Below are 15,485 nucleotides of genomic sequence, written 5' to 3'. Positions count from 1 at the left end.
AAGGCCGGAAGGCCGGAAGGCCGGAAGGCCGGAAGGCCGGAAGGCCGGAAGGCCGGAAGGCCGGAAGGCCGGAAGGCCGGAAGGCCGGAAGGCCGGAAGGCCGGGCCCGGGTCACTGCGCCTGGAGGACCAGGAGGGCCAGGTCGTCCTCCGGAGGGCGTTCGCCGAACTCGTGCACCAGGCGCCGGATGCGGTCGGCGATCAGGTCGGCGTCGAGGCCCGCGCAGGCCGCGAGGGCGGCGGCGAGTCCGTCGCCGTCGTCGAACTGGCGGGAGCCGGAGCGCCGCTCGGTCACCCCGTCGGTGACGCACAACAGGGTGTCGCCCGGCACCAGCTCGAAGCTCTCGCACACGTACGTCTCGTCCTCGATGACGCCGAGCAGCGTCTGCGGGCGGGCGACGGTGCGCACGTCGCCGTCGTGGGCGAGGACCAGCGGCAGCGGATGACCGGCGCAGGCGAGGGTGCAGCGCACACCGCCCTCGAAGGGGGCCAGCTCGCCGTAGAGGAGGGACAGGAAGCGGGTCTGCGGGGCGTCGCCGGGCACGACCGGGCCGACCAGCGCCCGGGCCGCGGCGTCGGCGGCCTCGGTGGCGTCGTCGAGGAGGAGCTGGTTGAGGCGGTCGAGGACGTCGGCGACGCCGTACCCCTCGCGGGCCAGCAGCCGCAGCCAGGGCCGGGCGAGTCCGATGACCACGGCGGCCTCGGGCCCCTTGCCCTGGACGTCGCCGACCGCGAAGCACCAGCGGCCGTCACCGGCCGGGAAGACGTCGTAGAAGTCACCGCTCGGACCGCCCTGGTCGCACGGTTCGTAGACGAGGGCACTGCGCATGCCCGGGATCTCGGCGACCGCGCCGGGCAGCAGCCCGCGCTGGAGCACGGCGCTGATGGTGGCCTGGCGGGCGTACTGCCGGGCCGCGCCGATGCCGAGCGCCACTCGCCGGCTGAGGTCCTCCACCAGCCCGGTGATCTCGTCGGGGAAGCGGAGCAGCCCGGCCCGGCCGATGACGAGCGTGCCGAGCGGCCGGCCGCCGGCGATCAGCCGGTAGGCGAGCGCGGAGCCGTCCGCGGCGCGCGGGCCCAGTGCCTCGCCGGGCCAGGGGTAGGGGACGGGCCCGGAGTTCAGCAGGTCGTCGGCGGGGCGCGGCGGGTCCTTCTCCAGGGCCCGGCGCAGTTCCTCGATGTGGCTCTCGCTGCCGTGCCAGACGCGGGCGAGCCGCGGGCCGGGCGCGCCGGTGCCGTCGCTCCACAGGCCGCGCGCCGTGGACTCGTCCTCCAGCCAGACCGCGCACCAGTCGGCCAGCCGGGGCACGACGAGCTGGCCGGTGAGTGCGGCGACCAGGTCCTCGTCGAGCTGCCCGGCGAGCAGGTCGGACGCCTCCGCGAGGAAGGACAGCGCGCCGCGTCCCAGCCACTCGCGGTCGCGTTCGGCGCGCTGCGGTCCGGGGGCCATGACCTCGGCGACGCCGAGCCAGGGCCCGGCGCCCTGCCCGGCGGCCTCGGCGTCCTTCTCCTGCCCCTCGCCGCCCTCGCCGCCCGTGTCGTCCCCGGCGATCAGCCGCGCCCATACGGTCTTGGCACCACTGCGGTAGGTGATGCCCCATTCCTCGGCCAGCGCGGCGACCAGGCGCAGGCCCCGGCCGTACTCCGCCGGCCCGTACGCCGGTTCCTGAGCGTGGCCGTGGTCGCGGGGGGCGCGCGAGGGGTGGTGGTCGGTCACCTCGACGACGCACGCGCCGGTCTCCGCCTCCAGCCGGCAGGTCAGCTCGGCGTGCGTGCCCGCGTGCACGACGACGTTGGTGACCAGCTCGCTGACGACGACCAGGACCTCGTCGGCGAGCCGCTCCGGAACGCTCAGGCCCAGCTCGCGCCACTTCGTGAACCCCGCGCGGACCAGCGCGCGGGCGGAGCCGGGCGCGAGCGGGCTGCCGGGCAGCGCCGCGTACACGTCGCCGGGCCCGCCCGCGCACTGCCGCGCGGCCGGGTCACCGGCGCGGGAACCCGTCTCCCGCTGCGTCGGAATGGCCCCCATCTACAGCTCCCCGAGCGGTCGGACGATAGGTCGGTCGTTGCCGACAGGGTGACAGACCGACCGCACCCATAAGCACCGAGTTACCGAACTAGACCGCCAGGGGCGAGAACTGTGCTACGCATGAGCTACGCCCTCACGCCTCCCGCGCCCCCGCGTACATGTCGTCGATCAGGTGCTTGTACGCCCGTTCGACCACGGGGCGCTTCAGCTTGAGGCTCGGCGTGATCTCGCCGTGTTCGACGTCGAGGTCGCGCGGCAGGAGGCGGAACTTCTTGATGGTCTGCCAGCGCTGCAGGCCTTCGTTGAGCTGCCGGACGTAGCCGTCGATCAGTTCCACGGTCTGCGGGGCGGCGACGACCTCGGCGTAGGCCTTGCCCGCCAGGCCGTTCTCCTGGGCCCACTCCAGGATCGCGGGTTCGTCGAGCGAGATGAGGGCGGTGCAGAAGTTGCGGTCGGCGCCGTGCACCAGGATGTTCGAGACGTACGGGCACACGGCCTTGAACTGGCCCTCGACCTCGGCGGGCGCGATGTACTTTCCGCCGGAGGTCTTGATCAGGTCCTTCTTGCGGTCGGTGATGCGCAGGTAGCCGTCCGGGGACAGCTCGCCGATGTCGCCGGTGTGGAACCAGCCGTCCGGCTCCAGCACCTCGTCGGTCTTCTCGGGCAGCTTGTGGTACCCCTGCATGATGCCGGGGCCGCGCAGCAGGATCTCGCCGTCCTGGGCGATGCGGACCTGCGTGCCGGGCAGCGGCTTGCCGACGGTACCGGTGCGGTAGGCCTCGCCGGGGTTGACGAAGGAGGCCGCGGAGGACTCGGTGAGGCCGTAGCCCTCCAGGATGTGGACGCCGGCGCCGGCGAAGAAGTAGCCGATCTCCGGGGCGAGCGCGGCGCTGCCCGAGATGCAGGCGCGCAGCCGCCCGCCGAAGGCCTCGCGGATCTTGGCGAAGACGAGGGTGTCGGCGACCTTGTGCTTGGCGGCGAGGCCGAAGGGCGCGGAGTGGACGCCGGTGCGCTGGAAGTTGTCCTGCGTGACCTTGGCGTACTCGCGGCCGACCTCGGCGGCCCACTGGAAGATCTTGTACTTGGCGTTGCCGCCGGCGCGGGCCTTGGCGGCGACGCCGTTGTAGACCTTCTCGAAGATGCGCGGCACGGCCGCCATGTAGGTGGGCCGGACGACCGGCAGGTTCTCGATGATCTTGTCGACGCGGCCGTCGACGGCGGTGACGTGCCCCAGTTCGATCTGCCCGGAGGTGAGCACCTTGCCGAAGACGTGCGCGAGCGGCAGCCACAGGTACTGCACGTCGTCGGGGCCGAGCAGGCCGGTGGAGGCGATCGCCTTCGCCATGTACGACCAGTTGTCGTGCGGGAGGCGGACGCCCTTGGGGCGGCCGGTGGTGCCGGAGGTGTAGATGAGGGTGGCGAGCTGGTCCTTGGTGATCGCGCCGACCCGCTCCTTGATCAGCTCCGGGTGCTTCTCCAGGTACGCGGCGCCGCGCTGCTCCAGATCGGCGAGGGTGAGCACCCAGCCGTCGTCACCGCTCTCCACGCCCGCCGGGTCGATCACGACGACGTGGCGCAGGTCGGGCAGTTCGGCGCGCCGTTCGACGGCCTTGGCCAGCTGCCCGGCGTTCTCCGCGAGGAGCACTCTGCTCTCGGAGTCGGACAGGATGAACGCGGACTCCTCGGCGTTGGTCTGGGGGTAGACCGTGGTGGTGGCCGCACCCGCGCACATGATGCCGAGGTCGGCCAGCACCCACTCCACGCGCGTGGAGGAGGCGAGCGCGACGCGCTCCTCGGGCCGCACCCCCAGTTCGATGAGTCCGGCGGCGATGGCGTGCACCCGCTCGGCGGCCTGCGCCCAGCTCAGCGACCGCCACTCGTCGGGGCCCTCGCCCGAGGACGGCGGTACGGGGTAGCGGTAGGCCTCGGCGTCCGGTGTGGCCGCCACACGCTCCAGGAAGAGGGCCGCCACGGACGGCGGACGGTTCTCGATCAGGGTCTGTGCGTCGCTCACGACATCCTCCGGGGCCCGCGTCAGTGCGGCGGCTGGCTCAGGTGCGGCTGGGTTGGCTCACGGGTGGTGGTTCGGCGTTGTTTAACTCACGAGTAACTAGCGAGCAGGCATCAGGGTAGAGGGCGACCGGCCACCGCGTAAGAGGCTGTGGCCTGAGACTTCCCACCGAGCGCTACCACGCGCACGCGCAGGGGCCCGGCGCACTTTCGTGCGACGAGCCCCTTTTCACCCGGTTCACCGACGCGGCGGCCGCTCGGCACGTGCTACCGGCGGTTACTTCTTGCCCTTGGCCGACGCCGTGCTGTCATCGCTGGAGAGCACGGCGATGAAGGCCTCCTGCGGAACCTCCACGGAACCCACCATCTTCATGCGCTTCTTGCCTTCCTTCTGCTTCTCCAGCAGCTTCCGCTTACGGGAGATGTCACCGCCGTAGCACTTGGCGAGGACGTCCTTGCGGATGGCGCGGATGGTCTCGCGGGCGATCACGCGCGAACCGATGGCGGCCTGGACGGGCACCTCGAAGTTCTGCCGCGGGATCAGCTCCCTGAGCTTGGCGACGAGCCGGACGCCGTACGCGTACGCCTGGTCCTTGTGGGTGATCGCCGAGAAGGCGTCCACCTTGTCGCCGTGCAGCAGGATGTCGACCTTGACCAGGGAGCTGGACTGCTCGCCGGTGGGCTCGTAGTCCAGGGAGGCGTAGCCGCGGGTCTTGGACTTCAGCTGGTCGAAGAAGTCGAAGACGATCTCCGCGAGCGGGAGCGTGTAGCGGATCTCCACGCGGTCCTCGGAGAGGTAGTCCATGCCGAGCAGGGTGCCGCGCCGGGTCTGGCACAGTTCCATGATCGCGCCGATGAACTCGGTGGGCGCGAGGATGGTGGCCCGCACGACCGGCTCGTACACCTCTGCGATCTTCCCCTCGGGGAACTCGCTCGGGTTGGTGACGGTGATCTCGCTGCCGTCCTCCATGATCACGCGGTAGACCACGTTGGGGGCGGTCGCGATCAGATCGAGGCCGAACTCGCGCTCCAGCCGCTCCCGGATCACGTCCAGGTGGAGCAGGCCGAGGAAGCCGACGCGGAAGCCGAAGCCGAGGGCCGCGGAGGTCTCCGGCTCGTAGACGAGCGCGGCGTCGTTGAGCTGGAGCTTGTCCAGCGCCTCGCGCAGCTCGGGGTAGTCGGAGCCGTCCAGCGGGTACAGCCCGGAGAAGACCATGGGCTTGGGGTCCTTGTACCCGCCCAGCGCTTCCGTGGCGCCCTTGTGCTGGCTGGTGACGGTGTCACCGACCTTGGACTGGCGGACGTCCTTCACACCGGTGATCAGGTAGCCCACCTCGCCGACGCCCAGGCCGTCGGCGGGCAGCATCTCCGGGGAGTTGGTGCCGATCTCCAGCAGCTCGTGCGTGGCGCCGGTGGACATCATCCGGATGCGCTCGCGCTTGTTGAGCTGGCCGTCGATGACACGGACGTACGTCACGACACCGCGGTAGGAGTCGTAGACGGAGTCGAAGATCATCGCGCGCGCCGGGGCGTCCTTGACGCCGACCGGGGCGGGGATCTGGTCGACCACCTTGTCGAGCAGCGCCTCGACGCCGAGACCGGTCTTGGCGGAGACCTTCAGCACGTCCTCGGGGTCGCAGCCGACCAGGTTGGCCAGCTCCTCGGCGAACTTCTCCGGCTGCGCGGCCGGCAGGTCGATCTTGTTGAGGACCGGGATGATCGTGAGGTCGTTCTCCATCGCCAGGTAGAGGTTGGCGAGGGTCTGGGCCTCGATGCCCTGGGCCGCGTCGACCAGGAGGATGGTCCCCTCGCAGGCGGCGAGCGAGCGGGACACCTCGTACGTGAAGTCGACGTGCCCCGGCGTGTCGATCATGTTGAGGATGTGCGTGGCGCCGGGGTCGTGGGTGGGAGCCCACGGCAGCCGCACCGCCTGGGACTTGATCGTGATGCCGCGCTCGCGCTCGATGTCCATGCGGTCGAGGTACTGGGCGCGCATCTGCCGCTGCTCGACCACACCGGTCAGCTGCAGCATCCGGTCGGCGAGAGTGGACTTGCCGTGGTCGATGTGCGCGATGATGCAGAAATTGCGGATCAGCGCCGGGTCGGTACGGCTCGGCTCGGGCACATGGCTGGGGGTCGCGGGCACGCAGGGTCCTGATTCTTGAGGCGTCCGCATACGTCTGCTGGTGCGTCTGCGGTCTCGGGTCGGATCGATACGTAGTCTTTCCATGGTCCCATGCCCGGCCGGGACCGGGGAGCGGCGACCGGTTTGGGTCGTGCGACGGGCCGCTGGTAACGTGGGGGGCTGTGTCTCATGCCCTCTCAGCGCGAGGCACACCGGAAAATTTTCGAAAGAGAAGGCTCATTCGTGGCGAACATCAAGTCCCAGATCAAGCGGATCAAGACCAACGAGAAGGCTCGGCTGCGCAACAAGGCCGTCAAGTCCTCCCTGAAGACCGCGATCCGCAAGGCCCGCGAGGCCGCTGCCGCGGGTGACGTCGAGAAGGCCACCGAGTACCAGCGCGCTGCCGCGCGCCAGCTCGACAAGGCCGTCTCCAAGGGCGTCATCCACAAGAACCAGGCCGCCAACAAGAAGTCGGCGCTGGCTTCCAAGGTCGCGACCCTCAAGGGCTGAACTCCCTGACTTGACGCCGGACGGACCCGAGCGGGCCCTCTCTCATCCGCTCCCGCCCGGCACCCCGGCCCCATGCGCGGCCTGCGTTCGCCACGCGGGCATGGGTCCACGAGCATCATCCGAAGGCCCCGGCAGCCTCCCTTCCCCAGGGACGGCGGCCGGGGCCTTCGGCCTTTGACGGGTACGGCAGGGGGGTTCGGGGTTCACGAGGTTCGGCGTCGGCCGGGGGTCCTCCGCTCGGGAAGGCGACGGCGTTCCCACGGAAGTGACGGCGTCCGCTCGGGAAGGCGACGGCGTTCCCACGGAAGCGGCGACGTCCGCTCGGGAAGGCGACGGCATCGGCACGGGCGCGTGGTCATCCGCGTCCCCGGGAGCGGGCCGCGCGGGCGATGGTCACCACCGCTTTTTCCAGGGCGTACTCCGGGTCGTCGCCGCCGCCCTTCACGCCGGCGTCCGCCTCGGCAACCGCACGCAGGGCCACCGCCACACCGTCCGGAGTCCAGCCGCGCATCTGCTGGCGGACGCGGTCGATCTTCCACGGCGGCATGCCCAGCTCGCGCGCAAGGTCCGCGGGCCGTCCGCCGCGCGCGGAGGACAGCTTCCCGATCGCCCGTACGCCCTGGGCCAGCGCGCTGGTGATCAGCACCGGTGCAACCCCCGTCGCGAGCGACCACCGCAGCGCCTCCAGGGCCTCCGCCGCGCGGCCCTCGACGGCCCGGTCGGCGACGGTGAAGCTGGAGGCCTCCGCCCGGCCCGTGTAGTAGCGGGCGACGACGGCCTCGTCGATCGTGCCCTCCACGTCCGCGACCAGCTGGGACACCGCCGACGCCAGCTCCCGCAGGTCGCTGCCGATCGCGTCGACCAGCGCCTGGCAGGCCTCGGGCGTCGCCGAGCGGCCCAGACCGCGGAACTCGCCCCGCACGAAGGCGAGCCGGTCGGCGGGCCTGGTCATCTTCGGGCAGGCCACCTCCCGCGCGCCCGCCTTGCGGGCCGCGTCCAGCAGGCTCTTGCCCTTGGCGCCGCCCGCGTGCAGCAGGACGAGGGTGATCTCCTCGGCGGGCGTGGCCAGATACGCCTTCACGTCCTTGACGGTGTCGGCCGACAGGTCCTGCGCGCTGCGGACGACCACGACCTTGCGCTCGGCGAAGAGCGAGGGGCTGGTCAGCTCGGCAAGCGTGCCGGGCTGCAACTGGTCGGGGGTGAGGTCGCGTACGTCCGTGTCGGCGTCGGCGGCCCGGGCGGCGGCCACCACCTCCCGCACCGCACGGTCGAGCAGGAGGTCCTCCTGGCCCACGGCGAGCGTCACCGGGGCGAGAGGGTCGTCATTCGCAGTCTTCCTGGCCATCGCGACAAGCATCCCACGGCCCACTGACAACGCCCCCGGCGCGCGGACGGCCCAGGCCCGCGGCCGGCCGGGGCGCCCCCGGAGCAGGACGCCCCGCGATCACGGCTCCTCGCGCCAGCCCTCCCACTCCCCCGCGAACGCGTCCAGCTCCGCCGGGTCGAGCCGTTCCTCCTCGTCGCGCAGGAGGACGAGCCACTGGGCGTCCTCCGCGTCGTCCTCGCCCGCCAGCGCCTCCCGTACCAGCCGCGGCTCCTCCTGGAGCCCGAACCGCTCCCCGAGCGCCTCCGCGGCCTCCTCCGCCGCGTCGCGGTCGGGCAGCACCAGGACATGTCTCACGTCACTCACGCACGCCATTGTCGGGCACGGCGCATCGGCGCCTTCACGGGCGGTGGGCCGCTCAGCCCTTGGGCACGACCTGGATGTCGAGTTCGATCTTGATGGTCGGGCCGACCACGGCGATGCCGCGCGCCAGCATCGTCTGCCAGCTCACCGTGAAGTCGTCGCGGTGCAGCTCGGTGGTGGCCCGGCAGGCGGCCCGGGCCTCGCCCTCCATGCCGTTGCCGAGTCCGAGGTACTCCGTCTCCAGGGTGACCGTACGGGTCACGCCGTGCAGCGACAGCGCCCCGGTGACGGCCCAGCGGTTGCCGCCGCGGTGCGCGAACCGGTCGCTGTAGAACTCCAGGGTCGGGAACCGCGCCACGTCCAGGAAGTCCCCCGAGCGCAGGTGGTCGTCCCGCATCTTGACGTTGGTGTCGATGGACGCCGCGTCGATCACCACGTGCATCGCCGAGCGCTCGACCTCCTCGGCCACCCGCACCACACCGGCGAACGAGTTGAACCGCCCGTGGATCCGGGCCAGCCCGATGTGCCGGGCGGTGAAGGCGATCGAGGAATGGGCGGGCTCGATCTCCCAGTCGCCCGGCGCGGGCAGCTCGGGCGGCTGAGCGACCTGGAGCGTCACGTCGCCGAGCGAGGTGAGCGAGTTCTCCGCGACCGTCGCCGCGGCCCGGTAGGGCGCGTACCCCTCGGCGGACACCGCGAGCCGGTACTCCCCAGCGGGCACCGCCGCCACGAACGACCCGAACGGGTCCGTCCCGCCGCTGACCACCTTGCGCCCCGCGGTGTCGAGCACCGCGAACTCGGCCTGTTCGACGGGCTGGTTGACCGGATCCAGCACCCGGCAGCTCAGCACTCCCGCGCTCGGTGGGGTCCACACCGCCGCCAGGGGACTCGTCCGTTGCACGCGCTTCGTTCGGCTTCCCAGCAAGCGGCCGATCATCTACGACACCTTCTGCACGATGTGAGAACAGCTGTTACCAAAGAAGCATTCGATCACCGATGGGGCTTTCGAGGCAACACAGGATCACACCATGGGAAACCGGGGCATGTGCCGCGGGTCGCACGAGTGGCACGCGAGTGGCACCATGTGGCCGGGATCAGCCGCTCCCGAGGGGATTTCGCACAGTCGGCACACGGCCCGGCGCGATGCCGAACCGGTCCCGGTACACCGCCAGCACCTCTTCGTCCGAATCCAGCTCCACCACCTCCCGCGTTCCGTCGGGGCCCGTAGTCGTCAGCGTCCGGCCGCCGAGGGTGATCCGCCCCCCGTCCTCCGTCAGCCGCGAACACACCAGCGACCGCATGAAGTGCGAGGCGGGCGACGTGCTGTGCCACCAGGCCCCGGACACGAAGTCGCCGAGGGCCCTCGGCCGCGCCTCCAGCCGGTACTGGCGCCGGCCGTCGCGGACCACGTCCAGATCCACACCCTCCGCTCCGGCCCCCGCACCGCGCACCCCGGCCGCGTCCGGGTCGGCGGGCACGATCCGGAACGTGCCGCCCGGCTCCACCTGCTCCTCCCGCTCCCGGAAGGCCAGCGGGAAGTGGCTCAGCGCCCCGAACCCCACATCGGCCAGCCAGTCGCCCCCGTCCACCGTCCGCACCCGCAGCGCGAGATGGTCGTACGGGATCCCGAGCCGCCCCTCCTCCCCGTACACCCGGGCGGCCAGCAACGTCACGTCGAAACCGAGCGCGGTGAGCAGGGCCCCGAACGCGCCGTTCAGTTCGTAGCAGAACCCGCCCCGGCATGCGCCCACCACCTTGTCCAGCAGCCGTTCCTCGGTCAGCACGATCTCCTCGCCGAGGTGGACGGAAAGGTTCTCGAAGGGCACGGCCCGCAGGTGCCGCAGATGCAGCTCCCGCAGGGCGGCGGCGGTCGGCGAGGCCGGGGACGCGGCCCCGATCCGGTCGAGGTAGGCGGCGGCCTGTGCGGCGTTCATGCCCTCAGTCTCGCGCCACGCGCAGCCCCGCGCCCTCCCCGGTCACGGCGAGTGTGCCGTCCCGGTCCGTCCGCAACACCACCGCGCCCCCGGCCCGCAGCGCCGCGACCGTACGCGGAGCCGGATGCCCGTACATGTTTCCCGCGCCGCAGGAGATCAGCGCCAGTCGCGGGGCCACCGTCCTCATCAGGTCGGGGTCCTGGTACGCCGACCCGTGATGGGCGACTTTCAGCACGTCCACCCGGGCCAGCCCGGCCGCCTCCGGCGAGTGCGCCAACTCCTGCTGTGCCAGGGGCTCCAGGTCGCCCAGCAGCAACAGCCGCAGCCCGCCGGAGCGGACGAGCAGCGTGACGCTGGCGTCGTTGGGGCCGTCCGGCCGCGCGGACGGACGTGCCGGCGGCCACAGCACCCGCCAGGACAGGGCGCCGGTGCGCCGCTCCTCCCCTGCGACGGCGCGGGTGAGCGGGATGCCCCGCCGCGCGGCCTCGCCACGGACGAACGCCGCCTGTTCCGCGGGCTCTTCGTACCCCGTCGTCTCGATCGACCCCACCGAGCGGCCCCGCAGGACCCCGGGCAGGCCGGTCACGTGGTCGGCGTGGAAGTGGGTCAGCACCACCAGCGGGACCCTGGTGACGCCGAGGGCACGCAGGCAGTGGTCCACCCGCCGCGGATCAGGGCCCGCGTCCACCACCACCCCGGCACCCGGTCCCGCCGCCAGCACCGTCGCATCGCCCTGCCCCACGTCACACATCGCGAACCGCCACCCCGGCGGCGGCCAGCCCGTGAGCACCCGGGTCAGCGGCGGCGGTCGCACCACCGCCAGCAGGAGCAGCGCCCCGCAGACCGCGCACAGCCATGGATGGCGCAACAGCCGCCGGCCCAGCAGCACGAGCACCACCGTGACCAGGCCCAGGAGCAGCGCCCCGGCCCAGCTGCCCGGCCAGTCCACTCCGCCGCCGGGCAACCCCGCACCGGTGCGGGCGACGTCCGCGATCCATCCGGTCGGCCAACTCGCGCACCAGGCCAGCGCCCTGGCCGCGGGCAGCGCGACCGGTGCGCACGCCAGCGCCGCGAAGCCCAGCACCGTGGCGGGAGCGACCGCGATCTCCACCAGCAGGTTGCACGGCACCGCCACCAGGCTCACCCGGGCCGACAGCACGGCCACCACCGGCGCGCACAGGGCCTGCGCCGCGGCCGCCGCGGCAAGCGCCTCGGCCAGGCGGCCGGGCACCCGTCGGCGGCGCAGCGCCGCGCTCCAACGAGGTGCCAGCGTGAGCAGGGCGCCGGTGGCCAGCACCGACAGCAGGAAGCCGTAACTGCGGGCCAGCCACGGGTCGTAGAGCACCAGCAGCAGAACGGCCGTCGCCAGCGCCGGGATCAGCGATCTGCGCCGCCCCGTGGCCAGGGCCAGCAGCACCACCGCCCCGCAGGCCGCGGCGCGCAGCACGCTCGGGTCGGGCCTGCACACGACGACGAACCCCAGGGTGAGTGCCGCGCCCAGCAGCGCGGTGGCGCGCAGCGGCAGCCCCAGTCGGGGCGCGAGGCCCCTGCGTTCGACGTGCTGTGCCAGACCGGGCGGTCCGATGAGCAGGGCGAGGAGGATCGTGAGGTTGCTCCCCGAGACGGCCAGGACGTGGGCGAGGTCCGTCTCCTTGAACGCCTCGTCCAGTTCGGACGTGATCCGCGAGGTGTCCCCGACGACCAGTCCCGGCAGCAGGGCCCGCGCGTCCGCCGGCAGCCCGTCGGTCGCCGCGCGCAGCCCGGCCCGCAGCCGGCCCGCCAGGCGCTGCGGCCCGGACGGGCCCCCGATCACCTCGGGTGCCGCTCCGGCCCGGACCTTGAGCACCGCCGCGATCCGGTCGCCGCCCGCCAGTGGCGGCGCCGGCCGCGCGGTCACCCGCAGCCGTGTGGAGGGCAGCAGCCCGAGCCAGGGCGCACCCCGACCGCCGGCCGCCCGCGCACCTGAGGGTCCGCTTCCCCGCGCCCCGGTGTCCACGAGGATCAGGACCGGCGCGCGAGTCCTCACCGCCGTTCCGTCCGGCCGTTGGACGCGTCGTACGTCCGCGTCGAGCAGTACGGAGACCGGTGCCATGTGGTCACCGCTGACCCGGGGACGGGTGAGCCGTGGGTCGGAGGTCAGCTCCACCTCGGCGGTCACCGTCGCGTACCGCCGCGCGAGCTCCGGAACCGGGCCGCGCCGCAGATCCGCGCCGTGCAGCCCCGCCGAGGCGGCGGCTGCCGCGGCGGCGAGCAGCGCGGCCGAGACGGAGACTCGCACCCAACCGGGCACTCGGCCACCCGGCAGGTCACCTGTGCGGGGGCGGACTGTGGGTACGCGGGTCGGATGGTCGGTACCGACCCGGGCCGAGTGGTCGGCTTGGGGCCCGCAGGGGTGGTCAGTGTCCGGCGGGGGCGGGCGGTCGATCTCTGGGCGGCCCTGGCGGCCGGAGTCCGACAGGGTCGGGCCGCCGGTTTCTGGCAGGGCCGGGCGGTCAGTGTCCGGCAGGGCCGGGCGGTCGGCCTCTGGCAGGGCCGGGCGGTCGGTCTCTGCCCAGGTGGGGCGATCGGTTCCTTCTGAGGTTGATGGGTCGGTCCCTGCTCGGGCGGGGCGGTGGGTCCCTGCTCGGGCCAGGTCGCCGGCCCCTGCCCGGGGCGGGCCTCGTCGCCCGGCCCGTCGGCTGAGGACGAGTGCGGCGCTCGCGGCGAGACAGGCGAGCACGAAACCCGTCACCCACCTCGCGGAGGCGTCCAGAGTCAGGGCCGCCGTCGCCCAGGCCGCGAGTGCCGGGGGCACGAGCCGAAGGTCGGCCGGCCCCTCCTGCCGGGGGTGGGCCGCGCCGAGCCGGTTGCCGGAGTCGGCGTGCACCGACGGACGGAGACGGTCGGCGGGCCCGGCGGCGGGACGACCGGGCGTTGCCGCGGTGGCCGCTTTCATGCCCGCACCAGGTCGCGCAGATCGGCGAAGCGACGGTCGCCGATGCCGGTCACCTGCCGCAGTTCCTGTACCGAGCGGAAGCCGCCGTGCTGAGTGCGGTAGTCGATGATGTGCCGCGCCAGCACCGGGCCGACGCCGGGGAGGGTCTCCAACTGCTCCGCGGTGGCGGTGTTGAGGGAGACGGGGACCGCCGGACCCGTAGCGGAAGATCCCGGCCCGGCCGGTCCTGTCCCGGCCGGGCCGGCCCCGCCCGGTCCCGCAGCCGGTGCCGGTCCGCCGACGACCACCTGCTCACCGTCCACGAGGAGCCTGGCGCGGTTGAGGCTGTCGAGGGAGGTCCCGGGCCGTGCGCCGCCCGCCGCCCGGATCGCGTCGGCGACCCGTGAGCCCGCCGGGAGCCGGTGGACACCGGGACGGCGGACCTTGCCGCTGACGTCCACCACGATCTGCTGCGCACCGGTCGAAGGGGCGGCGGCCCGTACGGATGCCGGTACGGACGCCAGGCCGTCCGCCGGGAGGCTCCTGCCCCCGTCCCGGCCGGGCCGGGGCGCCGCCGCACGCACCACCTCCGGCGCCGCGACCGACCGGGTGCGGCCGGTCCAGAAGTGCTGCGCTGCCAGAGCCGCGACGGCGACGAGCACCACCGCCAGCGCGATCACGTTCCTGCGCTCGATCGCGCACCGCTTCTGCAGCCACAGCGGCATCCGCTCGCGCAGCACGAGGCCGGCCCGCTCCCGCCACGGCCGCTCCCCCCAGGTCCGCGCCGCGTCGGTCGCGTCGGGCACTTCCGTCGCATCGGCCGCGTCGGACGCGCTGCCTACAGTGCCTGCGTCACTGACGCGGTCCCCGTCCCCGTAGCCGTCCCCTCCCCCGCGCGCGGCCGGCCCGGGGATCCGTGGCGGGCCGCTGCCCGACTCCCCGGTAGGCACGGTGGGTCCTGCGAAGAGGACTTCGGCGCGTCGGCGCAGGTCCTCTGCCGGGGCCTGTCGCTGCCGCAGCCCCTGCCGGACGGGAGCGTGGCGCCGGTGCGGACGAAGGGAGTGACGGTGGTCGCGGGCCCGGCCGTCCGAGCCGGGGCCCCGGCCGGGTCCGCTGGTCGCCGTCGCCGTACCTGAACGTGAGCGTGAGCCTGAACGTGAGCGTGAGCCTGAACGTGATCGAAGTGTCATGCCGTCAGCATCGGACGGACCGGCCACTTCGCGATGATCTTGCTCAATTCCCGGGGATTACCAGCCGGTTGTGGACAACTTGGTCACCCACGCGGGTGATCCCTCGCCTCCACTTCTGATCCGGCCACGTCCGACCAAGCCCACCCGATCAGGCACGGCCACCCGAGCACGCCCGACCAGCCACGTCCCACCAGGCACGTCCGGTCCGCCCACGCCTCAGCGAGGAGAGACCACGACTCCCAGCAGGCCCGGTCCGGTGTGCGCGCCGATCACCGCGCCGACCTCGCTCACATGCAGGTCGGCCAGCCCGGGGACACGCGCGCGCAGCCGGTCGGCGAGGGCCGCTGCCCGGTCGGGGGCGGCGAGGTGGTGGACGGCGATGTCGATGCCGGGCCCGCTCGCGCACTCGGCGGCGATCTCCTCCAGGCGGGCGATCGCCTTGGACGCCGTCCGTACCTTCTCCAGCAGTTCGATACGGCCGTCCTGCAGTTGCAGCAGGGGCTTCACGGCGAGGGCGGAGCCGAGCAGGGCCTGCGCGGCGCCGATCCGGCCGCCGCGGCGCAGATAGTCGAGGGTGTCGACGTAGAAGTAGGCGGAGGTGCCCGCGGCGCGTTTCTCGGCGGCCGTGACCGCGTCGTCCACCGTGCCTCCGCTGCCGGCCGTCTCGGCGGCGGCCAGGGCGCAGAAGCCCAGGGCCATGGCGACCGTCCCGGTGTCCACCACCCGTACCGGCACCGGTGCCTCGCGCGCCGCGAGCACGGCGGCGTCGTAGGTGCCCGACAGCTCGGCGGACAGGTGCAGGGAGACGATGCCGCTCGCGCCGGACTCGGCGACCTTGCGGTAGGTCTCGGCGAACTGCTCGGGACTGGGGCGCGAGGTGGTGACGGAGCGCCGCTTCTGCAGCGCCTGGGCCAGGGAGCGGGTCGAGATCTCGGTGCCCTCTTCGAGTGCCTGGTCACCGAGGACCACGGTCAGCGGAACCGCGGTGATGCCGTGGCGCTCCATCGTCCGCGGCGGCAGGTAGGCCGTTGAATCGGTGACGATCGCGACATGGCGGGACATGAGCTGGAGGTTACCTGCCGTAGCG

The 15,485-nt window shown here is 73.0% G+C and carries 11 protein-coding genes; 1 reads left to right on the top strand and 10 read right to left on the bottom strand.

Features of this window, described 5'->3' with window-relative positions:
* Positions 1–111: 111 nt before the first annotated feature.
* The 3 genes from ACFC02_RS08930 to lepA all read right to left on the bottom strand — a co-directional run bounded on the left by ACFC02_RS08930 (position 112) and on the right by lepA (position 6,184).
* On the bottom strand, positions 112–2,028 hold the full coding sequence (locus tag ACFC02_RS08930; protein ID WP_376354227.1) for a SpoIIE family protein phosphatase: 1,917 nt from the start codon (positions 2,026–2,028) through the stop codon (positions 112–114).
* Positions 2,029–2,161: 133 nt separating this feature from the next.
* Entirely contained in the window at positions 2,162–4,042 is a 1,881-nt protein-coding gene (locus ACFC02_RS08925; protein WP_376354224.1) for an AMP-dependent synthetase/ligase, read from the bottom strand.
* Positions 4,043–4,315: 273 nt separating this feature from the next.
* On the bottom strand, positions 4,316–6,184 hold the full coding sequence (lepA, locus tag ACFC02_RS08920; RefSeq protein WP_376354221.1) for a translation elongation factor 4: 1,869 nt from the start codon (positions 6,182–6,184) through the stop codon (positions 4,316–4,318).
* A 222-nt stretch (positions 6,185–6,406) separates the two neighbouring features.
* On the opposite strand from lepA, the gene rpsT reads away from it, so the two are divergent.
* Positions 6,407–6,673 (top strand): 30S ribosomal protein S20, encoded by a 267-nt coding sequence (gene rpsT / locus ACFC02_RS08915; protein WP_053750780.1) that lies wholly within the window; start codon positions 6,407–6,409, stop codon positions 6,671–6,673.
* A gap of 355 nt (positions 6,674–7,028) precedes the next feature.
* On the opposite strand, the gene holA is transcribed toward rpsT, so the two are convergent.
* The 7 genes from holA to ACFC02_RS08880 all read right to left on the bottom strand — a co-directional run bounded on the left by holA (position 7,029) and on the right by ACFC02_RS08880 (position 15,460).
* Complete coding sequence (holA, locus tag ACFC02_RS08910; protein ID WP_376354217.1) at positions 7,029–8,018, bottom strand: DNA polymerase III subunit delta; 990 nt, start codon at positions 8,016–8,018, stop codon at positions 7,029–7,031.
* A gap of 99 nt (positions 8,019–8,117) precedes the next feature.
* Positions 8,118–8,363, bottom strand: coding sequence for a hypothetical protein (locus ACFC02_RS08905; protein WP_376354214.1), 246 nt, complete (start codon positions 8,361–8,363; stop codon positions 8,118–8,120).
* A 52-nt stretch (positions 8,364–8,415) separates the two neighbouring features.
* Positions 8,416–9,297, bottom strand: coding sequence for a YceI family protein (locus ACFC02_RS08900; protein WP_376354211.1), 882 nt, complete (start codon positions 9,295–9,297; stop codon positions 8,416–8,418).
* Between the two features lie 157 nt (positions 9,298–9,454).
* On the bottom strand, positions 9,455–10,294 hold the full coding sequence (locus ACFC02_RS08895) for an arylamine N-acetyltransferase (protein ID WP_376354209.1): 840 nt from the start codon (positions 10,292–10,294) through the stop codon (positions 9,455–9,457).
* A gap of 4 nt (positions 10,295–10,298) precedes the next feature.
* Entirely contained in the window at positions 10,299–13,160 is a 2,862-nt protein-coding gene (locus tag ACFC02_RS08890; RefSeq protein ID WP_376354356.1) for a ComEC/Rec2 family competence protein, read from the bottom strand.
* 65 nt (positions 13,161–13,225) lie between these two features.
* A complete protein-coding gene (locus ACFC02_RS08885; protein WP_376354206.1) occupies positions 13,226–14,014 on the bottom strand; it encodes a helix-hairpin-helix domain-containing protein in 789 nt (262 codons plus the stop codon).
* Positions 14,015–14,614: 600 nt separating this feature from the next.
* Positions 14,615–15,460 (bottom strand): DegV family protein, encoded by an 846-nt coding sequence (locus tag ACFC02_RS08880; RefSeq protein ID WP_376354203.1) that lies wholly within the window; start codon positions 15,458–15,460, stop codon positions 14,615–14,617.
* Positions 15,461–15,485 lie beyond the last annotated feature (25 nt).

It is taken from the genome of Streptomyces sp. NPDC056160, from assembly GCF_042268205.1.
Classification (GTDB): Bacteria; Actinomycetota; Actinomycetes; order Streptomycetales; family Streptomycetaceae; genus Streptomyces.
The sequence above is the reverse complement of the archived record's forward strand: the minus strand, read 5'-3'. Positions and strand labels throughout refer to the sequence as shown.

What these genes read in the sequence shown, in the direction of transcription:
- holA (WP_376354217.1), bottom strand. Translation starts at nt 8,018, where the DNA reads ATGGCCAGGAAGACTGCGAATGACGACCCTCTCGCCCCGGTGACGCTC.
- ACFC02_RS08900 (WP_376354211.1), bottom strand. Translation starts at nt 9,297, where the DNA reads ATGATCGGCCGCTTGCTGGGAAGCCGAACGAAGCGCGTGCAACGGACG.
- ACFC02_RS08880 (WP_376354203.1), bottom strand. Translation starts at nt 15,460, where the DNA reads ATGTCCCGCCATGTCGCGATCGTCACCGATTCAACGGCCTACCTGCCG.
- ACFC02_RS08930 (WP_376354227.1), bottom strand. Translation starts at nt 2,028, where the DNA reads ATGGGGGCCATTCCGACGCAGCGGGAGACGGGTTCCCGCGCCGGTGAC.
- ACFC02_RS08895 (WP_376354209.1), bottom strand. Translation starts at nt 10,294, where the DNA reads ATGAACGCCGCACAGGCCGCCGCCTACCTCGACCGGATCGGGGCCGCG.